At 45.1% G+C, this 20,038-nt stretch carries 26 protein-coding genes; 18 read left to right on the top strand and 8 right to left on the bottom strand.

Annotation, left to right across the window (positions count from 1 at the left end):
• The 11 genes from essA (at position 1) to NYE36_RS16135 (ending at position 8,130) form a co-directional block, all read left to right on the top strand.
• Positions 1-474, top strand: a complete 474-nt coding sequence (gene essA, locus NYE36_RS16185) for a type VII secretion protein EssA (RefSeq protein ID WP_113766679.1) — start codon at positions 1-3, stop codon at positions 472-474.
• A gap of 60 nt (positions 475-534) precedes the next feature.
• Positions 535-1,266 (top strand): (S)-benzoin forming benzil reductase, encoded by a 732-nt coding sequence (locus NYE36_RS16180; RefSeq protein ID WP_015418111.1) that lies wholly within the window; start codon positions 535-537, stop codon positions 1,264-1,266.
• 163 nt (positions 1,267-1,429) lie between these two features.
• The gene (locus tag NYE36_RS16175) at positions 1,430-1,960 is read left to right on the top strand and encodes an HD domain-containing protein (protein WP_007408684.1); all 531 of its coding nucleotides are present in this window, start codon (positions 1,430-1,432) and stop codon (positions 1,958-1,960) included.
• Between the two features lie 137 nt (positions 1,961-2,097).
• On the top strand, positions 2,098-2,334 hold the full coding sequence (locus NYE36_RS16170; RefSeq protein WP_003152023.1) for a DUF2642 domain-containing protein: 237 nt from the start codon (positions 2,098-2,100) through the stop codon (positions 2,332-2,334).
• A 136-nt stretch (positions 2,335-2,470) separates the two neighbouring features.
• Positions 2,471-3,577 (top strand): AI-2E family transporter, encoded by a 1,107-nt coding sequence (locus tag NYE36_RS16165; protein WP_015418110.1) that lies wholly within the window; start codon positions 2,471-2,473, stop codon positions 3,575-3,577.
• A gap of 61 nt (positions 3,578-3,638) precedes the next feature.
• Positions 3,639-3,860: a spore germination protein gene (locus tag NYE36_RS16160; protein ID WP_007408682.1), complete on the top strand. Its 222-nt coding sequence runs from the start codon at positions 3,639-3,641 to the stop codon at positions 3,858-3,860.
• A 72-nt stretch (positions 3,861-3,932) separates the two neighbouring features.
• On the top strand, positions 3,933-4,181 hold the full coding sequence (locus NYE36_RS16155) for a YueH family protein (RefSeq protein WP_003152028.1): 249 nt from the start codon (positions 3,933-3,935) through the stop codon (positions 4,179-4,181).
• A gap of 65 nt (positions 4,182-4,246) precedes the next feature.
• Positions 4,247-4,645, top strand: coding sequence for a DUF1694 domain-containing protein (locus NYE36_RS16150; RefSeq protein ID WP_003152031.1), 399 nt, complete (start codon positions 4,247-4,249; stop codon positions 4,643-4,645).
• A gap of 96 nt (positions 4,646-4,741) precedes the next feature.
• Positions 4,742-5,293: an isochorismatase family cysteine hydrolase gene (locus tag NYE36_RS16145; protein ID WP_003152033.1), complete on the top strand. Its 552-nt coding sequence runs from the start codon at positions 4,742-4,744 to the stop codon at positions 5,291-5,293.
• A gap of 17 nt (positions 5,294-5,310) precedes the next feature.
• Complete coding sequence (locus tag NYE36_RS16140) at positions 5,311-6,777, top strand: nicotinate phosphoribosyltransferase (protein ID WP_014305722.1); 1,467 nt, start codon at positions 5,311-5,313, stop codon at positions 6,775-6,777.
• A 129-nt stretch (positions 6,778-6,906) separates the two neighbouring features.
• The gene (locus NYE36_RS16135; RefSeq protein WP_007408678.1) at positions 6,907-8,130 is read left to right on the top strand and encodes an EAL and HDOD domain-containing protein; all 1,224 of its coding nucleotides are present in this window, start codon (positions 6,907-6,909) and stop codon (positions 8,128-8,130) included.
• A gap of 6 nt (positions 8,131-8,136) precedes the next feature.
• Here the strand turns inward: NYE36_RS16135 and NYE36_RS16130 are convergent, their stop codons facing one another.
• The gene (locus NYE36_RS16130) at positions 8,137-8,478 is read right to left on the bottom strand and encodes a hypothetical protein (protein WP_007408677.1); all 342 of its coding nucleotides are present in this window, start codon (positions 8,476-8,478) and stop codon (positions 8,137-8,139) included.
• Positions 8,479-8,940: 462 nt separating this feature from the next.
• On the opposite strand from NYE36_RS16130, the gene degQ reads away from it, so the two are divergent.
• The 6 genes from degQ to NYE36_RS16100 all read left to right on the top strand — a co-directional run bounded on the left by degQ (position 8,941) and on the right by NYE36_RS16100 (position 13,754).
• Positions 8,941-9,081, top strand: coding sequence for a degradation enzyme regulation protein DegQ (gene degQ, locus NYE36_RS16125; RefSeq protein ID WP_003152043.1), 141 nt, complete (start codon positions 8,941-8,943; stop codon positions 9,079-9,081).
• A 151-nt stretch (positions 9,082-9,232) separates the two neighbouring features.
• Positions 9,233-10,108: a polyprenyl synthetase family protein gene (locus NYE36_RS16120; protein ID WP_025285191.1), complete on the top strand. Its 876-nt coding sequence runs from the start codon at positions 9,233-9,235 to the stop codon at positions 10,106-10,108.
• A 14-nt stretch (positions 10,109-10,122) separates the two neighbouring features.
• Positions 10,123-10,299 (top strand): competence pheromone ComX, encoded by a 177-nt coding sequence (gene comX, locus NYE36_RS16115; protein WP_015240484.1) that lies wholly within the window; start codon positions 10,123-10,125, stop codon positions 10,297-10,299.
• An 18-nt stretch (positions 10,300-10,317) separates the two neighbouring features.
• Entirely contained in the window at positions 10,318-12,624 is a 2,307-nt protein-coding gene (locus NYE36_RS16110) for a sensor histidine kinase (protein ID WP_094032817.1), read from the top strand.
• Positions 12,625-12,704: 80 nt separating this feature from the next.
• The gene (locus NYE36_RS16105) at positions 12,705-13,349 is read left to right on the top strand and encodes a response regulator transcription factor (RefSeq protein WP_003152052.1); all 645 of its coding nucleotides are present in this window, start codon (positions 12,705-12,707) and stop codon (positions 13,347-13,349) included.
• 21 nt (positions 13,350-13,370) lie between these two features.
• On the top strand, positions 13,371-13,754 hold the full coding sequence (locus NYE36_RS16100; protein WP_012118312.1) for a hotdog fold thioesterase: 384 nt from the start codon (positions 13,371-13,373) through the stop codon (positions 13,752-13,754).
• A 39-nt stretch (positions 13,755-13,793) separates the two neighbouring features.
• Here the strand turns inward: NYE36_RS16100 and mnhG are convergent, their stop codons facing one another.
• Genes mnhG through NYE36_RS16065 form a run of 7 tightly spaced genes read right to left on the bottom strand, consistent with a single transcriptional unit; the run spans position 13,794 to position 19,563 of the window.
• Positions 13,794-14,168, bottom strand: a complete 375-nt coding sequence (mnhG, locus tag NYE36_RS16095) for a monovalent cation/H(+) antiporter subunit G (RefSeq protein WP_003152056.1) — start codon at positions 14,166-14,168, stop codon at positions 13,794-13,796.
• Positions 14,152-14,436: a Na(+)/H(+) antiporter subunit F1 gene (locus tag NYE36_RS16090; RefSeq protein WP_012118311.1), complete on the bottom strand. Its 285-nt coding sequence runs from the start codon at positions 14,434-14,436 to the stop codon at positions 14,152-14,154. Before NYE36_RS16090 ends, mnhG begins: the two co-directional genes overlap by 17 nt.
• Positions 14,436-14,912: a Na+/H+ antiporter subunit E gene (locus tag NYE36_RS16085; RefSeq protein WP_007613428.1), complete on the bottom strand. Its 477-nt coding sequence runs from the start codon at positions 14,910-14,912 to the stop codon at positions 14,436-14,438. The genes NYE36_RS16090 and NYE36_RS16085 overlap by 1 nt, the downstream gene beginning before the upstream one ends.
• Positions 14,913-14,917: 5 nt before the next feature.
• Positions 14,918-16,399 carry a Na+/H+ antiporter subunit D gene (locus NYE36_RS16080; protein ID WP_007408671.1) on the bottom strand — a complete coding sequence of 494 codons (1,482 nt, stop codon included), beginning with the start codon at positions 16,397-16,399 and terminating at the stop codon, positions 14,918-14,920.
• The gene (locus tag NYE36_RS16075) at positions 16,392-16,733 is read right to left on the bottom strand and encodes a Na(+)/H(+) antiporter subunit C (RefSeq protein WP_003152063.1); all 342 of its coding nucleotides are present in this window, start codon (positions 16,731-16,733) and stop codon (positions 16,392-16,394) included. Before NYE36_RS16075 ends, NYE36_RS16080 begins: the two co-directional genes overlap by 8 nt.
• The gene (locus tag NYE36_RS16070; protein WP_007408670.1) at positions 16,733-17,164 is read right to left on the bottom strand and encodes a Na(+)/H(+) antiporter subunit B; all 432 of its coding nucleotides are present in this window, start codon (positions 17,162-17,164) and stop codon (positions 16,733-16,735) included. The genes NYE36_RS16075 and NYE36_RS16070 overlap by 1 nt, the downstream gene beginning before the upstream one ends.
• Positions 17,161-19,563 (bottom strand): Na+/H+ antiporter subunit A, encoded by a 2,403-nt coding sequence (locus NYE36_RS16065; protein WP_061047115.1) that lies wholly within the window; start codon positions 19,561-19,563, stop codon positions 17,161-17,163. The genes NYE36_RS16070 and NYE36_RS16065 overlap by 4 nt, the downstream gene beginning before the upstream one ends.
• Before the next feature lie 243 nt (positions 19,564-19,806).
• On the opposite strand from NYE36_RS16065, the gene NYE36_RS16060 reads away from it, so the two are divergent.
• Positions 19,807-20,025 carry a hypothetical protein gene (locus NYE36_RS16060; protein WP_047936077.1) on the top strand — a complete coding sequence of 73 codons (219 nt, stop codon included), beginning with the start codon at positions 19,807-19,809 and terminating at the stop codon, positions 20,023-20,025.
• Positions 20,026-20,038: the final 13 nt, after the last annotated feature.

The raw sequence follows: 20,038 nt of genomic DNA, 5'->3' as shown, positions 1-20,038 counted from the left end.
ATGGAAAAAGGATTGCTGCTGTTTGCTCTCTCCTTTTTCCTTTTCCTTCCCCAAGCCGCAGCCGCGAATGAGGAAAATACTGATGTCAAGCCGAATGAATATGAAAAGAAAGACATTGAAATTCGTACGGATTACCTGCACGACGATGCCTACTCCGAGGAAAAAACGGCGCTTCCGAAAGAACAGAAGGATATTACCTTTGATCAGCCGGCGGAAAACCCGGATGACAAACTGATATCAAAGTTGTTTACATCGTCAGACACGGAGCCGAATACGATCAAAGCGCAATCGAAAAAACTGGGTATCACATTTGCCGAGCCTGCGGTGCGGCATACCTCGGCAGATATGGAAACGGAAGAGAAAAAGACTTCTTATCTGCTTCCTGTCATTTATGCCGTCTTGATCCTCCTCGGGATTGCGGCGATGATCTATCTGATCCCGAAAGTCACAGCGCAGGAAAAGGCACAGCGGTAAACGGATCGCTTGTGTTTGCGGAAAGACAGCCCGTAAAATAAGAAAAAAAGGAGGAGTTTCATGCAGTTTTTTCTTATAACAGGCGCGTCAAAAGGCTTGGGCCGGGCGCTGACGGAACAGGCGCTGCAAGAAGGAGCCGAAGTCGCCGCGCTTTCAAGAACGATAAGCGGGGAAAAGCGTGAGGGGCTGACAGAATACAGTGTTGATTTAACCGATCTGGCAGATACAGAGCGGCAGATGAAGGCGATTCTTGATCAAGCTGAGAAGAAGCGGTATTCCGCCGTCACACTGATCAACAATGCCGGCATGGTGGAACCGATCAAGCGGGCGAAAGAGGCTTCCGCCGAAGAATTAAACCGCCATTACACCCTTAATCTGACGGCGCCCGTTTTGCTCAGCCAAATGTTCACAAAGCGTTTCGAAGCGTTCAGCGGCAGCAAAACAATTGTCAACATCACATCTGGCGCGGCGAAAAATCCTTATAAAGGATGGAGCGCGTATTGCAGCTCAAAAGCGGGGCTTGATATGTTTACGAGAACATTCGGGTTTGAACAGGAAGATGAAGAGCTGCCGGTCCGCATGATCTCATTCTCGCCGGGAGTGATGGATACAGACATGCAGGCCGTCATCCGTTCTTCGTCAAAAGAAGATTTCCATGACATCGAACGGTTCCGCAATCTGAAAGAAACGAAAAACCTCAGAAGCCCGGAATACATCGCCGGCGTCATTCACTCACTGATCGCGGGCGAGCCGGAAAACGGACGGATATACGATATCAAAGAATTTTTGTAGAGCAGCTTTTACGCTGCTCTTTTTTGTTTGTACAATCACTTCGGGGTCCGGCGGCATATGATGAATGAAACAACGTATAAGGGGTATAAGAAATGTATCAGATGAATTGAGTTTCTTCTCGATTTATGTTAGGATTCTAAAAATATATTAAGGAGGGGTTTCCATGAGAAATGTAACGTTAATGGATGTCTTCACCCATCCAATCGCACAAAAGTATTTACAGCGTTCCGGTGTCGCCCATGCGATCGCCTGCGCGTTTCATGCATACCGTCTTGCCGTAAAAGCAGGTGTCAGCCCGGATCTTGCGGCGAAAGCGGCTTTACTGCATGACGTCGGCCATTATGAATGGTACACAGACGGCAAATGGGATTATGAAAAGTACAGAAGAAACGATATCCATGCCATTAAAGGCGCGGAACGGGCGCATAAGCTGCTCATCCGGCTCGGTGAAGAACCGAAAGCGGCGAAGGACATTGCGCTGGCGATTCTGCTTCACACCGATTCCTATCTGCCTGAAGGCGAACTGGACAAGAATACGCTCCAGCAAATCGTGAAACAAGCGGATGAACTCGATGAAGAACCCGGCGGACATCACCATTACCGCCAAATGGATCACACGGCCGCGCTCAAACAAATCCAAAAGCTTGATCAGTTAATTGACCAAGCCCAATATCCCTTAAGAAGCTCAGTCTAGGCCACTCATGCGGCCTTTTCCGCTTACATAACTCCGCATGCTCACTAACACCTTTTCCGCTCCGATAGACGTACTGTGTCAAAGCCTTTGTCCGCTGCATATGCTGAAGGAAAACATAGTAAAGGGGATCAGCGAAAATGGCCCATCAAGGAAGCCCGCAAATCGTCTCGTTAGTGGATCCTTACGTTTATCAGACCATCCATAAGCTTATCGGCTCAAGGTTTATCATTCAAACCGTCAGACGCATTGTCAGAGGACGGCTGATTGATGCCACTCCGGATCACATCGCCATTGAAGAAACGCATGACCGTGTATTTTATATCAGAAACCGCCATGTGGTTTCCGTCATGCCTGATTATACCGAACGCGTGTAACAGCACGAATAAGGCGCAAACCGGAGGCGGCCCTATAGAACCCCGGTGCGTCTTCTTTTTTGAGATACATAGATGCACGGCGGCTTTTTTTGGTACAATCACAGTACAAGTTCACATGACAATAGGAGGAAACCGCTTGTTGAAATCAAAGGTCCATTTTTGGACGCTGCAAATTTTGCTCGTTTTGCTCATTATTTACGTATCAACGAAAGTCTCGTTTATTTTTCAGCCGTTTTTCGGTTTTATCACCACTTTGTTTTTTCCGATTTTGATCTCGGGCATTTTGTTTTTCATTTTTAATCCGATCGTACGCCTGCTTGAGAAAAAAATCCCCCGGACATTGGCGATCCTGCTCATTTATCTCGTTTTCATCGGCTTGATTGCCTTTATGTTCACCGCCATCGGACCGATTGTGGCTTCCCAGGTCACGGGGCTGATTAACAATTTCCCTGATTACATTCATCAGATTCAAGTCTTAACGGCGCAATTATCCCATTCCAAATGGTTTACGTGGATGATGACGCAGGATTATGTGTCGATAGAAAAAATCCAGCAGTCTCTGACGGGATTTTTACAAAGCCTTCCGCAAAATATTACGGCAAGCCTGTCGGCCGTGTTCGGCGTCGTTACGAATATTACGCTTGTCGTGATCACCGTTCCGTTCATTTTGTTTTATATGCTGAAGGACGGCCGGCGGTTTCCGCTCTTGGCGGTTAAAATCCTGCCTACTTCCTACCGGGCGGAAGGTCGCAAAATATTTAATGACTTATATGTCACATTGGCCGCCTATTTCCAAGGCCAGCTGCTGATTTGTCTCTTTGTCGGAACGGCATGCTTTATCGGATATTGGATCATCGGCCTGCAGTATGCGTTAATTCTCGGGATGGTGATCGCCGTCACCAATATTATTCCGTACCTGGGGCCGTTTCTCGGGGCGGCGCCCGCGGTGATTATCGCGTTTATGGATTCGCCGGCTAAGGCGCTGTTTGCCGTTATTGTTGTCGTTGTCGTCCAGCAGCTTGACGGGAATCTGCTTTCTCCGCTTGTCATCGGGAAACGGCTCAATACCCACCCGCTCACCATTATTCTTCTGCTTATCGGAGCGGGCAGTTTCGGCGGCATTCTCGCAATGATTCTGGCCGTGCCGGTTTACGCGGTTTTAAAAGCTTTTGTCTTAAATATCGTCCGGCTTATCAAACTTCGTCAGCGGTCAAAGCTAGAAGACAGCCGCAAGCCGAAATAAAAACGGGCACAACTCCCGATGCAGCGCATAAAATGCTGTAAAGAAAAGCGGAGGTGTGGGTATGCCTGCAATTGTGGGACCGATTTATATTATGAGTTTAGCCGGAGACGCTGCGGCGAGCTTCGGTGACGTGTTTGCCATTTCTCCCAAAGCCGTTGACCACTCAGGCGCGGGGGCAGGGGCGTTTCATTCCGGAGATTTTGTCAAAGTCACTAATAAATTCAGCAAAACGCGCTTTGAAGACATCGATGTGTTTGACGAACCTGATTGGTTTAACGCGTGACAGCCTCCTTTTAGGAGGCTGTCGCTTTTTTGTAGTATAATAGAATCAGTCTTTATAAAAGGGGAATTTTTTATGAAAATCAGAAAAGCGAATATTACCGTGCAGTCCGGAATGATCGGTGATGTATATCTGCATGAAAATAAAAAAGAACAGCATACCCTTGTAGCCGTTCCGGAACTTGAGTGGAGCACGATCATTTCCTATGAGGAAGAGAAAAAGGCGCTGGCGCAGCGGCTTTTACAATCATTCAGCAAGCTGATTGAAGAAGAACCCGCCGGAGAGCTCGCCGGCAAGATCTCCCATTGGGTGGCTGAAATGTAACGAAGCGGTTTACCGCGTCCCGTCCGGGGAGATAATTGTAAAACAAGCTGAGGAGGGACAGGCCGATGAGCGACAAAACGGTTGACCTTTATTTACAGCAGGGGATGTACGGCCCTCTGCAGACGAAACCGGATGAACGCCATTTATTTTTAGGCTCGCTGCGTGAAAGAGTCATCATTGCCCTGACGAAGGGGCAGGTGCTGCAAAAGCAGCCGTATGAAGAAGTGAAACAGGCGCTGAAAAGCCGAAAAGACGCGGTGCTCTATATAAACGGAAGGCTCCCGTATCATGCTTATTCGCCATATATGAAGCTTGCCGCACTTGCCGGTGTCCGAAGCTCCGTCATATCGGATCTTCAATTCGAAACGCCGCTCGGCCTGGTTTTTGCCGCCGATTATGCCGTGAACCTTGACGGCATTTACGTACAGGATGACATTTTTCAGCGCTCACTCCTGAAATCTTAAAAGGGCAAAACACCGTTTGTCATTTTACAATGCCAATTCACTTACAAGTGGAGATAGGATATAATGGTTTTCATATGAATGGCGGGGAGGCCGGCTATGAAAAAAGCATTTATATGCATTGATTATACGAATGATTTTGCAGCAGAGAACGGGGCATTAACCTGCGGAGAACCCGCGAGACAGATTGAAGATACGATTGTCAGTTTGACGCAAGCATTTATAGAAAACGGTGATTACGTTGTCTTTGCGGTTGATTCGCATGATGCAGACGATGACTTTCATCCCGAGACACGCCTGTTTCCTCCGCATAATATCAACGGCACGGAGGGCAAAGAGCTGTACGGAAGGCTATCGCCTCTTTATGAGAAACATAAACACGCAAAAAACGTAAATTATATGGAAAAAACGAGATATTCTGCTTTTGCGGGAACGGATTTAGAGCTGAAACTGCGGGAACGGCAGATCACTGAGCTGCATCTTGCGGGCCTGTGCACGGACATCTGCGTTCTTCACACGGCGGTTGACGCCTACAACAAGGGCTTTCAGATCGTCATTCATCAAAACGCTGTGGCCAGCTTTAATCCGGAAGGGCATGAATGGGCCCTGTCCCATTTTAAGAACAGCATCGGAGCGCAAGTGGCAGAGTAAGGAAGGGGAAAACAATTTTGGTGGAGCATGGTTTTAAAGACGACAGTTTGTCTTTACATACAGATCTTTATCAAATTAATATGGCCGAAACGTACTGGAGAGACGGCATTCATGAGAAAAAAGCAATTTTTGAGCTTTTTTTCAGAAAGCTTCCCTTTGAAAACGGCTATGCGGTATTTGCGGGCTTAGAAAAAGCAATCGAATACTTGGAGAACTTCAAATTTACCGACAGCGATCTGAATTATTTAAAAACGGAATTGCACTATGCTGATGATTTCATTGATTATTTACGGGATCTTTCTTTTACCGGATCTCTTTACAGCATGAAAGAAGGCGAGCTCGTTTTTAACAACGAACCGATTATGCGGGTCGAAGCGCCCCTGATCGAAGCCCAGCTGATTGAGACGGCTCTGCTTAACATTGTGAATTACCAAACATTAATCGCCACGAAAGCGGCCCGCATTAAAGGCGTTGTCGGTGACGAAGACGCCCTCGAATTCGGAACGCGGCGCGCCCATGAAATGGATGCGGCTATGTGGGGAGCGAGAGCGGCTTTGATCGGCGGCTTCAGCGCGACGAGTAATGTAAGAGCCGGAAAGCGTTTTAATATACCGGTATCCGGCACGCACGCTCATGCGCTCGTACAAGCGTACCGCGATGAATATACGGCATTTAAGAAATATGCGGAGACCCACAAAGACTGCGTATTTCTCGTAGATACGTACGATACGATCCGTTCGGGCATGCCGAATGCGATTAAAGTCGCAAAGGAATTCGGCGACCGGATCAACTTCATCGGCATCCGCCTGGATAGCGGGGACTTGGCGTACCTGTCAAAAAAAGCGCGTGAAATGCTTGATGAAGCGGGTTTCACAGACGCAAAGGTCATTGCTTCAAGCGATCTTGATGAGCACACGATATTAAATCTGAAATCGCAAGGAGCGAAAATCGATACGTGGGGCATCGGCACGAAGCTGATTACCGCATACGATCAGCCGGCTCTCGGCGCGGTTTACAAGCTTGTCGCCATTGAAGAGGACGGCAAACTGACCGACACCATTAAAATTTCGTCAAACCCTGAAAAAGTGACAACGCCGGGAAGAAAGAGAGTATACCGGATTATCAACAAGCTGAATCACCACTCGGAAGGTGATTATATCGCGCTTTATGACGAGCGGGTAAATGATCAGAAACGCTTAAAAATGTTCCATCCCGTCCACACGTTCGTCAGCAAATTCGTCACTGATTTCTATGCGAAAGACCTTCATGAGCCGATTTTTGAAAACGGCGTTTTATGCTATGATAATCCCGAAATTACCGACATCCAGCAATACGTGCAGGATAACCTCAAACTTCTGTGGGAGGAATACAAACGGATCAGCAAGCCGGAAGAATATCCGGTCGATTTAAGCGAAGACTGCTGGAGCAACAAGATGCAGCGGATTCATGAAATCAAAAGCAAGCTGAAACGGGAACTTGAATAGAAGACAAAGCGGCCTTTCCTTTCTCTGGAAAGGCCTTTTTGTTGTGATAATATTTTTCACATTTAGACAAATTTCGTCAAGTTATTTGATATACTTATGTTCGAAGGCCGCATCTAAGGGGGTAAATGAATGAAGGTGTTTGTTGCGAGACAGCCTATCTTCAACAGAAACGAACAGGTTGTTGCTTATGAACTTCTTTACCGGGAGAGCGAAGAGAACCGTTATTCGGCCGCTGACGGAGATAAAGCTACGACGGATCTCATTATTAACAGCTTTATCAACATCGGAATCGAAAAGCTGACTGAGGGGAAACGCTGCTTTGTGAATTTTACAGAAAGCCTGATGTTTTCAGATCTCCCTACCTCCTTTGATCCTGACCAGCTTATTATCGAAATTCTTGAGGACATACCGATCACTCCGGCACTCATCTCAAGATGCAGACAGCTGAAGAAATTAGGATATACATTAGCACTTGATGATTTTTACGCCATCAATCCGGAAAATGAAGAGTTAGTGGAACAGCTGATGAAATATATTGATATTTTAAAAATCGACTTTTTGCAATCCTCGCGTCTGGAGCGCAAAAAAATCATTCAGACGTACAGCTGTAAAAGTCTGATTTATTTAGCGGAGAAAGTGGAGACGAGAAAAGATTATAAACAGGCGGCCATAGACGGCTTTCACCTGTTTCAAGGATATTTTTTCAGTGAACCGCGTGTCATCAGCGGAAATGATCTGACGTTTCATTTTCATTCTTACTACCAGCTTTTAAGCGAATTAAACAATGACCAGCCCAATATACAGCGCGTGACGGAATACATAGAGCGGGACGTCAGCTTATCGTATCAGATTCTGCGTTTTTTAAACGGATCGCAAACAAGGCTGAAAAAAAAGATAGACAGCATCCAGCAGGCCATCATGATGCTTGGGCTGAATGAGATTAAGCGCTTGATTTACATTCTTTCATTCAGAGATTTAACGGCGAAAAGCCACTCAAGCCAAAAAGAAATCATTAAGATTTCCTTAATCAGGGCCAAACTGTGCGAACTGCTGGCGAAAAGAACCGGAAGGCCCCAGCCCTCTTCTTACATGCTGATCGGCATGTTTTCGCTCATCGATACGCTTCTCCACAGGGAGCTGGAGGATATCATCAAAGAACTGCCTTTAATCGATGAAGTCGGACAGGCGCTGCTCGGTTATGAAAACGATTATTATAAGATGCTCGCGTTCGTCAAAGCCATTGAATGCAACAACTGGGACTGTGACGAGTGGGGAAAAGAACTGAACAAAGAAGAAGCGTATGAATGTTACTTACAGGCGATCGAATGGTGCCGGCAGCTGATCGTGGATTGAGCCGCTTTAAGCCGACCACCTGAGGGCGATGGTAAACCGGCTTTGCTCTCTGATCAGACTGACACGGATGCCGTCGGGATTATACGTCACGTCAAAGTCATTTTTGATGCCGGTCTGCTTAATGAGCCGCTTGACCGCTGCGGTGTCAGATGATTGCGCTGCGGTGAGAATGCGGCGCGCAAGCTCTTTTGACGCCGACAGCCGCGCAAGGAGCAGGCGCGCATCCTCCAGCATGCCCGCAGCCTCTTTTGCGGACGCTGTCAAAATATCTGCGTGAACCGGGGCACTGGGCGCAGGATGCCGGTATGGCGCGGCGAAAACAGGACAGCATGGATACACATAATGCATACGGCGGCCTCCTTCCTGAGAAAACATTCGTTATAGAGTATAGGCGGCATGATAACGAGTTATGACATGCAAAAAGACCACAATGCGGGGGTTGCGGTCTTTTCGGTGTTTGTCGGTGGTTATGCGACGCTGTTCGCCCATTCTGTTTTGAAATTGCGACGGCAGGGACTATAGTCCTTGCCGGTTTGTCGGAAAACCGTTAAAAAAACAGCAGAACCGCCAGATTGGTCTGCTTCATCCTAAACGTCTGCCTTTCTGGTAGTTATATAGTCCTGTTCGCTAAATGCTCCATTCGGGACTATGGAATTACCACGGTTTGCGGTGTCACGCAGATACTTTTACACATACTTTTCGGTGAAAAATCCCGCAAAAACGTTTACACTATTAGTAACAGATCAAATACCTAGGACTCGTTCACCATACACAATTCATTGATCTTTCAAAAAAAGGAGTGTGGAAACGGTGGAAAACAAATTAGAAGAAGTAAAGCAATTATTATTCCGACTTGAAAATGATATCAGAGAAACAACCGACTCATTACGAAACATTAACAAAAGCATTGATCAGCTCGATAAATTCTCATATGCAATGAAAATTTCTTAAAAAGACTTGGAAACAAGTCTTTTTTTTGTGCATTTTTTATCCATTTCATGGATAAAGTATTATACGATTGTTAAAAAACGAAAAACCTGCTGTCTTTCATCACCTGCATTTAGTAAAATAGAATGGGAGGGTGAAGACAATTATTGAGCAAATGTGTTTAGATGCCGAAACGATTAAAGAGAAGATGAAGGAAATTGTTAGGGAGAAAATAAACAATCCACATTTAAAAGACACTCTTCAGACTTTTATAAATGAAAAAAATAATTTTGCTTTTGGCGTTCTTGCATTTAAGCATTATATGGCTTTCGATGGTAAACATTATTCGGATATTACGTTATTAGCTTCAGGAATTGAATTGTTAATTTTAGCTTTTGATATTTTTGACGATATAGAGGATGAAGATAACTTGGATAAGGAATGGATGAAGGTAGATCAATCTATCTCATTAAATGCAGCCACTTCTCTTTATTCAATAAGTCTTCAAGTGATTTGTGAGCTTAAAACGAACTCCGATTTTCCCCGGTTTGCTATGAAATATGCCTTAAATGCAATGCAAGGTCAGCATAATGATCTGAGAAATTTTCCTGAAACTGAAGATGAATGTCTTCAAATGATTAAGCAAAAATCAGGCTCGCTTACTGCAATGTCAGCTGTATTAGGAACAATGCTTGCAAATGGGGAGTTTAACGAAGAAATTGAGAATTATTCTTATAAAATTGGAATTGTTAAACAGATTGAAAATGATTATTATGGTCTTTTTAATAAAAATCGTAGTGATATCAAAAAGGGAAGAAAAACATTAATTCTGTTGTATCTAAAGCGAAGATTTAATGCTGCTTCAGAAAAAATCTTGGATTTAATGAATGCAGAAGCAAGTTATCATTCATTCCTCATTGATAATAAAAAAAGCTTTGAAGACCTGCTATTTGATGCAGGAGTTAGCCAGTATATTTCAATGTTAATTAAAATGTACGAGGAAGAAATTACGACAAGTATAAAAGATTTAAATATAATGTTAGAACTTTAACGGAGGAAATTACAGTGAAGCAAGATATCGTACATTATCTTATGGAAAATCCACTTGTACTTACAAAGTTAGCGTGTGGGGAAGCTAGTTTAATAGGAGTTCCGGATAAACTGTTACCTGCCATTGTTGAGATTTTTGAAAGAGATTTAAGTCAATCAAAAAGATGTAGGGGAATTTTTTGGGAACAATGATTGAGAGAGTGAGATTTATTGAAAAAATTCATTAGAAATTTTTCGATTGTATTGTTATTCGTCAGTCTCTTTTACGTTGCTCATATTATATATTTTACTCAAAACGGAATTTTGGTAGGAACCTATGTGGTTGAAAACAATAACCATGAATTACAGGTTGTAAAACTCTCCAAGTCTACGTATGGTAAATATATGGGCTTAAAAGAGGGAGACAGGATAATTGAAATAAGCGGAAAAATACCGACAGAAGAGAATATAAAAGGTCAATATCTAGCGAAAGCTGAACATATGAAAATTATAAGGGATAACCATAAAATAGACCTACATAATACGGAATTTATTTCCTTGAACAGCTCTTATAGCTTTTTTATTTATATTATCCCGTGCATATTGTTTGCTTTAAGCTTGTTGTGTATTTTTTACATTTATAAAGTTAACAGAGTAAAAGATACTTATTCAGCCTATATTTTAATTATCTTTTTATTATTTACATCTATTGCTTATTTAAGCGCAGGTGGAGTAACTAGAGGGTATGAAATAAACAGATATATTAACCTTTTTACGTTTTTGAATGTACCTGTACTATACTATCACTTTCTTTATCAATATTTTAAAGAATTAAAAATAAAGTTTTCATCTGGTTATGTTGTGTCTGCTTTATATATTTTGCCGGTTATTAATATAATAATTGAGATATTCCAAAACCATTTTGCTTTTCAACTTGTTACGAATATTAATTTAGGAACATTTTTTTTGGAAATGATGGTTGTTTACACGGTTATTATTTTTTATGGACTAGTCTATAGAAAAAAGGATCACTTTTATTTGTTGAAAGTGTTACTTATATCTAACACCATAGCTTTTTTCCCTTTTACAGTTTTTTATATTATACCTGAGGTATTGTTCGGACGGTATATTTATTCTGCTATAGTGACGTCACCGTTTATAATTATTATTCCGTTAGCGTTAGTCTACCAATTCGTGGTCAATAAAATCTATGATATAGATTTTTTGTTAGGCAGAATCAGGTACTATGGTTTCCTTTCCATTGTTCCGACTATTGGAGTTGTTTGGCTGAATATATTATTCGACAGCAAGGGGAATAACTTTAACATTATTCAAATCACTGTATATGTATTTTTGATTTTTTTAGCGGTATTTTATATTAAGGAGTTATTAGACTACAAATTCCGCCTGAAACGTTTTTCAGAAAAATATAATTATCAAGACAGCATTTATAAATATACACAGCTTCTTAAAAGCGTATCAGCTTTAAATCAAGTGTTTATGAATTTGAAAAAGACTATTTTGGACGTCTTGCCTGTTAGTAAAGCTTATATATTTGAAATCAATTCTGACGGAGACATTCTGTATTTTGATAAACAGAACAGTGAACCGAACTGGCAGCCGTATAAAAAAGAATTTGTTAAAGTCACATCAGAGATTGGAAAGATTATTGAAGTAAATCAAGGTTTTCTGATGAAGATTGGAGAAAGAGGGGCAAACTCATACGTTCTGCTTTGTTTGTCGAGCATTAATACTCCGAGACTGACAAGAGATGAGATATCTTGGTTAAAGACATTGTCTTTTTATACAAGTGTTTCGATGGAAAACATATTGCAGATCGAAGAACTCATGAACCATTTACAAGATCTAAAACAACAAGGCTCAAACCCGGTCTGGCTAAAAAAGCTGATGTTTACGATCGAGGAAAAGCAGCGTTCGGATTTGGCCCGTGATCTGCATGATTCAGTGCTGCAGGACTTGATTTCTTTGAAGCGCCAGTGTGAGCTGTTTCTGGCCGATTTTAAGAAAGAGGAGCCTTGCCAGTTAGAGGTGCAGGACAAGCTTCATCAGATGAATGAGCAGATGTCCGATGTCATTTTGATGACCCGGGAGACGTGCCATGAGCTTCGGCCTCAGCTGCTGTATGATTTGGGCCTGGTCAAGGCGGTATCCAAGCTTGCCGCACAGCAGCAGGAGCGTGCGCCGTTTCATATCCGTCTGAATACGGGCCGGTTTACGGCGGCGCTGGATTTGGATACGCAGCTGAATTTGTACCGCATTATTCAGGAATTTCTTTCGAACGCCATGAAACATTCACAGGCGAATGAGGTGCTGATTATGCTGATCAGCATTCAAAATAAAGTGATTCTGCATTATGAAGACGACGGTGTCGGATGCAATCAGGAAGAAGGCGGCGGGCAGTCGATGAGCATGGGTCTTTCGGGTATTAAGGAGCGCGTCCGTGCGCTTGACGGACGGATGAAAATCGACACAAGTGAAGGAAACGGTTTTAAAGTAGATATTGAAATGGAATTGTAACCAATTTATCACCAAATCGACTTGGCAGAAGCCAAGTCTTTTTAATAAAATGGAAATGAGTGAGTAAAAGGGAGGAAACCATGAAAAAGATACTAGTGATTGATGATCATCCGGCTGTCATGGAGGGCACCAAGACGATTCTGGAAACGGACACGAATCTTTCTGTCGATTGCCTCAGTCCTGATGCCAGTGAACAATTCGTTCTCCGGCATGATTTTTCAGCTTACGATCTCATATTAATGGATTTAAATCTGGGTGATGACATCAGCGGCATAGAGCTTTCCAAGAAAATCTTAAAAGAGAATCCTCTCTGTAAAATCATTGTCTACACAGGCTATGAGGTTGAAGATTATTTTGAAGAATCCATCCGCGCGGGCCTGCATGGCGCCATCAGCAAAACCGAATCTAAAGAGAAAATCATGCAATACATATATCACGTGCTCAACGGACAGATTTTAGTTGATTTCTCCTATTTCAAACAGCTGATGACCCAGCAAAAAACAAAAACGTCTTCTTCCCCTCAAAGTGAGCAGGATCGGTTAACCCCGAGAGAGCGACATATTCTCCAAGAGGTCGAAAAAGGTTTGACCAATCAGGAAATCGCAGATGCGCTTCACTTAAGCAAGCGGTCAATTGAATACAGCCTGACATCCATTTTTAACAAGCTGAATGTCGGCTCCCGAACTGAAGCGGTGCTGATCGCCAAGTCAGATAACGTACTATAAATCTTGAAGGGAGAATGACCTATGAATCTGAACAATACATTGCTCGGCGCACTCGGTATTGAAATCACTGAAAACACACCGGAGAGATGCGTGGCGGTGATGCCGGTGGATAAGAGGACGGTGCAGCCTTTCGGATATCTGCATGGTGGCGCGTCAGCAGCGCTGGCGGAGACTGTTGCTAGTGTCGGGGCCCAGCATTTTATCGACCGGTCGAACCAGGCGTGTGTCGGGCTTGAGATTAATGCCAATCATTTAAAATCCGTGAAAGAGGGCGGGACGGTCACGGCGATTGCGAAACCCGTTCACACAGGCAGGGCAACCATTGTGTACGAGATTAACATTTTCGATGAACGGGAAAGGCTGATCTGTGTTTCCCGCTGCACGCTGGCTGTTATAACAAAATAAACAAACAGCCGGAACCCTGAATCGTCCGGCTGTTTGTTTTTACAAATATGAATCTTCTTTTCGTTTGATCACAAAGTTTCTGATCCCTTTGTAATCATCCTGTACGCTTCTTTTATCAAGCGCCGCTCCCGAATTGTACGCGGCCCTGCATATGAGGTGCGCTCCGACCGGCGCCGTCAGCAGGATAAAAATGATGCCGAGCAGTATTTTTACAGAAATTTCTCCGGTCAGCATCCACAAGTAGCCTAACACCCCGAGCAATACCAAATTAACGCCGAGTGTCGAGCCTTTTGAAGAGGCGTGGGCGCGCGTATAAACATCAGGAAGCCTGAGTGTGCCGAAAGACGCGACCAGGCAGATCAGCGATCCCATCAGAATACAAACGGCGACGGCCCATTTAACGATTTCGATCATTTTCGATAATCTCTCCTTTCTCCAAAAACTTAGCAAAGGCAATCGTGCCGATAAACGATAAAATGCCGAGCAGCAGAATGATGTCCAAAAAGGCCGATGTGTTTAAGAGAATGGATACAAGCGCGGTCATGGCAATCAGATTAATGCCGATCCCATCAAGCGCGACGACCCGGTCCGGTATCGTAGGCCCTTTTATGACGCGAATGACGTACAGAAGAGTCGAAACCGCCATAATGCCGAGTGATAATTGCAGAATAAACGTAAACATCAGCGGCTCACCTCCTGAATGGCTTTTTCAAAAGAGACGCGGATGTCATGGATCGCTTTCTCCGCATCTTCAATGTCCATGGCGTGTATATAGAGAATCGACCGGTCATCGGAGATATCCATCACGAGCGTACCCGGTGTTAAAGTGATTAACAGCGAGAGCAGCGTGATCTCCCAATCCTCCGTCAATTCCGTCTTAAACGCGAAAATGCCCGGGCGGATGTTCAGTTTCGGCGATATAACGGTTTTCAGTACGCTGACATTGGCCAAATATAATTCCTTTATAAAGATCAGCGCCAGTTTGATGACTGACCATATTTTCCAAATGTAAAACGGGCGCGAGAAGAAGCGCCGGAAAAAAAACAGCGCCGCCAAGCCCGCGATAAATCCGGTCATAAAACCCCCGGCGCTGAGGCTGTTTGTGAGAAACATCCAGCAAACAGCGAGAAGAACATTTAATAATAGTTGAAAAGCCATGCCATCTACTCCTTCAAAACAGCTTCAATGTATTTTTCCGGATTCAGCAGATTCTCAGCCGTCTGATTGACATACGGTGAAACCCATTCGGTTCCGAGCCCGAACAGAAGCGACAAAAGGAGAAAAGCGGCTGCCGGATAAAGAAGTCCTTTTGCGGACCGTCCGCCTGCGCCGGGAATTTCTTTTTCTTCTCCCCAAAAAGCCGTCGTAAAAACCTTCAGCACGGAATAGAGCACAAGCAGGCTTGATAAGAGAATCAATACGGAAAACAAAGTTTCCCCCTTATCGAACCCGCCTTCCGCGATCTTCAGCTTGCCCACAAATCCGCTGAACGGCGGGATGCCGGCCAGAGATATGGCTGAGATAAAGAACATCCATCCCAAAACGGGATAACGGGTGATCAGTCCGCCCATTTTATGCAGGCTGGCAGTGCCTGTCAAAGCGATAAGCGTGCCGGCGAGCATAAACAGCGCTCCTTTAATCAGCATATCGTGAATCAAGTAATAAACCGCTCCTTGAATGGAGGCCGGCGTGTTCATGGCAATGCCGAACAAAATCACGCCGACGGCTGTAATAATATTGTAGATGACGATTTTCATGACATCCGAAAAGGCGATAGATCCGATGACGCCGAATAGCACCGTCAGCATCGCAAGCCACATCATCAATTGGTGGGTAAAGCCCGTATCGTGAATAAAGATCAGGGTGAATACTCTTAAAATGGCGTACAGGCCGACTTTCGTCAAAAGAGACCCGAATAAGGCCGAAATCGCAGCCGGCGGGGCGTAATAAGAGCCCGGCATCCAGAAATACAGCGGGAATATCCCGCCCTTTAAACCGAAAACGACGAGAAGAAGGACGCCGATGACGGTGATCAGCCCGGTCTGGCCCGATTCACTTATTTTTACGCTTAGATCAGCCATATTCAGCGTGCCCGTCACCGCATATAAGTAACCGACGCCGATGACAAAAAACGCGGATGACACAATGTTAAACACGATATACTTCAATGATTCTCTTAATTGAATTTTCGTTCCGCCAAGCACGATCAGCATGTAGGACGCGATAAGCAGAAGCTCAAAAAAGACGTACATGTTGAACAGGTCACCCGTCAAAAACGCTCCGCTTACGCCGGCCAGAAGAAACTGCACCCCTGAATAATAGAAAGCGCGCTCCCTTTTTTCTCCGATGGAGCGGAAGGAGTACAGGGTGACGAGCAGCCCGATTATGGCGGTTGTCAAAACAAGCAGTGCGGCAAGCTGATCCGCGGCGAGCACAATGCCGTACGGCGCTTTCCAGCCGCCGAGTGTCAGCGTCTGAATCCCGTGTGTGAAAACCGTCTGAACGAGAGCGGCGCTGATGACGATGGAGACACAGGAAGCGGCAGTGCTGAATATCCGCATCAGCATCACGTGTCTGTTCATAAAAATCAGCAGCACTGCGGCAAGCAGCGGCACCAGAATAGGCAATATCACAAAGTTATTCATGTTGATCATTTCCCCTCATTCGATCCATATCGTCCGTTTTCAGTTCCTGATAGGCGCGAAACGCCATCACAAGCAGGAAGGACGTGACGCCGAACGAAATAACGATCGCCGTCAGTATGAGTGCCTGCGGCAGCGGATCGACAAACGACGTGCTTTTTCCGCCCAGTATGGGAGGAGCGCCTTTTTTCAGTCCGCCCATGGTCAGGAGCAGCAAATGGACGCCGTGGCTTAATAGCGCGGTGCCGATAATCACGCGCAGCAGACTTTTAGAAAGCAGCAGGTAGGTTGCCGCCATAAACAAAATACCGGCAATGACAGACATTAAGATTTCCATTATTCTTCCTCTCCAATCGTTTGAATAATGGTCATCGTCACGCCGACAACAACGAGATACACACCTAAATCAAACAAAGTGGCCGTCGCAAGCTCCGTATTCCCAAGCACCGGGAGATGAAAATGGCCGAATGTATGGGTGAGAAAGGGTGCTCCGAATAAGAACGAACCTGCACCCGTTGCAATCGCGATAAGCAGACCCGCGCCCGCCACATAAATAAAATTGACGGGCAAAATCGATTTGACGGTTTTTAAATCAAAGGCCAAAAGCAACAGCACGATGGCCGAAGACGTAATCAGTCCGCCGACAAATCCTCCGCCGGGAGCGTTATGCCCCGATAAAAATAAATAGAAAGAGAAAAGCAGAATGATAAAAGATACAAGCTTCGTTGCCGTCTGAAGGATGATGTCGTTTGTGTTTTGCTGTCTCAACGCTCTTCTCCCTCCTCTTTTACTTTTGTTCTGATCATGCCGTAAATCCCGAGTGCGGCAATCGACAGCACCGTGATTTCAAACATCGTATCAAATCCCCTGAAATCAACGAGGATGACGTTGACGATATTGTTTCCTCCCCCGAGCTTATGGCTGTAAGCGGTGAAAAAGGAGGAGATGCTGTCTTTTGTTTTTTCGCTGGAAGACGCGATTCCGAGCATTGTCACGATGACGCCGACACCGAGAGAAATGATAAAATTCGTCATCCGGAATGTTCTTGTCTTCTTTTTCCGCCGCATTTTCGGCAGATGGTAAAAACAAAGAAGAAACAAGGCGACCGATATCGTCTCAATGACGAGCTGCGTGAGCGCCAGATCGGGCGCTCTGAAAATCACGAAAAACAGCGCGAGTGTGTACCCGACAACACCGAGTGAGATAATGGCCGTCAGCCGCGATTTGGCGAACACAGTCGCAATCGTTGCGCTCACCATAACGAGGGACAGCACGATTTCATAAAGGCCGATTTCAGCCATGCCTTTCGCTGTCATGGAAAAGCCGCCTTTTGTGACGAACGCCGTTCCGATGAGAATGATAAACGCCGCAAAGATATACAGCAGATAATCCCGCAAAAATCCGGTCATATAAGATGACGTCAGCTGGTAAGATCTTTTTTCCATACTGCCCGTCACCGCATCGTAAAGCTTGTTCAGCGTCAGTTTTTTCGGAAACAGACCGTACAAACGCTCCCATTTAGACAGCGTTACGTAACCGATCGTGCCGACAATGATGATGCCGAGGGTCATCATTACCTCAGCCGTCACCCCGTGCCACTGGGAAATATGGACATGGAATGTATCTCCGCCGGTTAACAGAGCCGGATAAATGGAGTTCATCGCCGGTTCAATCAGGCTGTAAGACAAAACGTTCGGTGCAAAAAACAGACTGACGGCGCAAGCGGCAAGAATCACCGGCGAAATCAGCATGCCGAGCGGTGCTTCATGCGGCGTCTTTTCAAGCTGATCAGGTTTGCGCGCGCCGCTGAACGTTCTGAAAAACAGCTTCATGCTGTAGATGAAAGTGAAGACGCTCCCGATCCATGCGAGAACGGGGAACAGCACGCCCCACGTATCAAGACTGAAAATATCTGCATGAGCAATCCGCAGCATACTTGTAAAGAACATTTCTTTACTTAAAAAGCCGTTAAACGGAGGGAGGCCCGCCATGGAAAACGTTCCGATCAGTGAAACGGTGAACGTTACCGGCATAAGCGCCATCAGTCCGCCGAGCCTGCGGATGTCCCGTGTTCCCGTTTCATGGTCGATAATGCCGACCGCCATAAATAAACTTCCTTTAAAAGTAGCATGGTTAATTAAGTGAAACACAGCCGCGGTGACAGCCGCCGTAAAATACTCTGAATGCTGGTAATGAAGCGCGGCGGCTCCTGCGCCGAGCATCGATACAATCATACCGAGCTGGCTGACTGTGGAAAATGCCAGAATCGCTTTTAAATCGGTTTGTTTCATCGCATTAAAGGAAGCCCATACCATCGTGATCAGACCGACTGAGGCAACCGTCCAAAACCAGACGGGTGAAAATGCAAAAACCGGACTGAATCTGGCAATCAGATAAATGCCCGCTTTCACCATTGTAGCCGAGTGCAGATAGGCGCTGACAGGAGTCGGCGCCTCCATGGCATCAGGCAGCCAGATATAAAACGGAAACTGCGCTGATTTCGTAAAGGCCCCCAATAACAGGAGAACCATCGCCGGAATAAAGAACGGATGGCCTGCGATAATATGCACCTGGTTGACCATTTCCCTGATACTGAAAGAATCCGTCATCAGATACAGCAGGATAAAGCCGCCGAGCATGCACAGCCCGCCGCCGACGGTAATCAGCAGTGACTTTTCCGCACCGTAGCGTGATTTCTTCCGCTTATGCCAATACCCGATTAATAAGAAGGATGACAGGCTTGTCAGCTCCCAGAACATATAAAGCACGATAACGTTATCGACGAGCACAACGCCGAGCATCGCGCCCATAAACATCAGCAGGTACACATAAAAGGGGCCGAGCTTTTCTTTGTCCTTCGATAAGTAAAAAATACTGTAAAGCGTCACCAAAGAGCCGATGCCCGTAATCAATAAAGCGAATAACAGCCCGAGTCCGTCAAGATAAACGGTATAGTTAATACCGAGGGACGGAATCCATTCGGCCGCATATCGGACGGTTTCCCCAGCCATTGTTACAGGGAGCTTGCTGATAAAGTAAACAAACAGCACAACGGGCACTATCAGCACAAACCAGCCTGTATGGACTTGTTTTACCCGTTTATAAAGAAAGGGAACGATAAATGCAAATAAAAAAGGCGCCAAAATCGCGAAATGTAACAGCTGCAACAGAAGACCTCCTTTGCTTGTTTTTTCATCAAGCAACTGCTTTATGTAAGAGTGAATTAATCAATTCACGGTCATAGGACCCAGTACAAATTATATCGCACTTTTTTTTACCCTGCTACGGCATAATGTATTCCTCTCTGTGTTTTTGTGGTCTTTTGAACCCAAAATAAATTTATCAAATATCCTGATCTTTGTATATACATTTATCTTTCAGATCAAGCTTTTAAAAAAGGAGCTGGTCAGATGAAGAGAAAGGCGGCGGCCTGTATTGGAATATTTTGTTCTATTATTGCAGGAACATTCATAGCGGACGATTTCTGCAAAACGCGGCAGCAGACGGAGGCAGATGAATGGGAGCGTTTTTTTCTCGGTGCGGAATACGCGGAAGAAAAGCTGAGTGCGGCTGAATCAATGCAAACACCGTTTCAGCCGCGTGAGTATATCAGAATCGTATATAGATGAAAAGAGTTCCGGC

This window comes from Bacillus sp. FSL R5-0593 (genome assembly GCF_038603755.1).
Lineage (GTDB): Bacteria > Bacillota > Bacilli > Bacillales > Bacillaceae > Bacillus > Bacillus velezensis.
Note: the sequence above shows the minus strand (reverse complement) of the source record. Positions and strands in the feature narration are given on the sequence as shown.

Excerpts from the sequence above, each read along its gene's own strand:
- mnhG (WP_003152056.1), bottom strand. The coding sequence starts at position 14,168 with ATGATCGAAATCGTTAAATGGGCCGTCGCCGTTTGTATTCTGATGGGA.
- NYE36_RS16100 (WP_012118312.1), top strand. The coding sequence starts at position 13,371 with ATGAATCTGAACAATACATTGCTCGGCGCACTCGGTATTGAAATCACT.
- NYE36_RS16130 (WP_007408677.1), bottom strand. The coding sequence starts at position 8,478 with ATGCATTATGTGTATCCATGCTGTCCTGTTTTCGCCGCGCCATACCGG.
- NYE36_RS16150 (WP_003152031.1), top strand. The coding sequence starts at position 4,247 with ATGAGCGACAAAACGGTTGACCTTTATTTACAGCAGGGGATGTACGGC.
- NYE36_RS16145 (WP_003152033.1), top strand. The coding sequence starts at position 4,742 with ATGAAAAAAGCATTTATATGCATTGATTATACGAATGATTTTGCAGCA.
- NYE36_RS16160 (WP_007408682.1), top strand. The coding sequence starts at position 3,639 with ATGCCTGCAATTGTGGGACCGATTTATATTATGAGTTTAGCCGGAGAC.
- NYE36_RS16060 (WP_047936077.1), top strand. The coding sequence starts at position 19,807 with ATGAAGAGAAAGGCGGCGGCCTGTATTGGAATATTTTGTTCTATTATT.
- NYE36_RS16170 (WP_003152023.1), top strand. The coding sequence starts at position 2,098 with ATGGCCCATCAAGGAAGCCCGCAAATCGTCTCGTTAGTGGATCCTTAC.
- NYE36_RS16155 (WP_003152028.1), top strand. The coding sequence starts at position 3,933 with ATGAAAATCAGAAAAGCGAATATTACCGTGCAGTCCGGAATGATCGGT.
- NYE36_RS16120 (WP_025285191.1), top strand. The coding sequence starts at position 9,233 with ATGTGTTTAGATGCCGAAACGATTAAAGAGAAGATGAAGGAAATTGTT.
- NYE36_RS16085 (WP_007613428.1), bottom strand. The coding sequence starts at position 14,912 with ATGGCTTTTCAACTATTATTAAATGTTCTTCTCGCTGTTTGCTGGATG.
- essA (WP_113766679.1), top strand. The coding sequence starts at position 1 with ATGGAAAAAGGATTGCTGCTGTTTGCTCTCTCCTTTTTCCTTTTCCTT.
- NYE36_RS16180 (WP_015418111.1), top strand. The coding sequence starts at position 535 with ATGCAGTTTTTTCTTATAACAGGCGCGTCAAAAGGCTTGGGCCGGGCG.
- NYE36_RS16135 (WP_007408678.1), top strand. The coding sequence starts at position 6,907 with ATGAAGGTGTTTGTTGCGAGACAGCCTATCTTCAACAGAAACGAACAG.
- NYE36_RS16105 (WP_003152052.1), top strand. The coding sequence starts at position 12,705 with ATGAAAAAGATACTAGTGATTGATGATCATCCGGCTGTCATGGAGGGC.
- NYE36_RS16080 (WP_007408671.1), bottom strand. The coding sequence starts at position 16,399 with ATGAATAACTTTGTGATATTGCCTATTCTGGTGCCGCTGCTTGCCGCA.
- NYE36_RS16175 (WP_007408684.1), top strand. The coding sequence starts at position 1,430 with ATGAGAAATGTAACGTTAATGGATGTCTTCACCCATCCAATCGCACAA.
- NYE36_RS16090 (WP_012118311.1), bottom strand. The coding sequence starts at position 14,436 with ATGTTTACGTTTATTCTGCAATTATCACTCGGCATTATGGCGGTTTCG.
- NYE36_RS16075 (WP_003152063.1), bottom strand. The coding sequence starts at position 16,733 with ATGGAAATCTTAATGTCTGTCATTGCCGGTATTTTGTTTATGGCGGCA.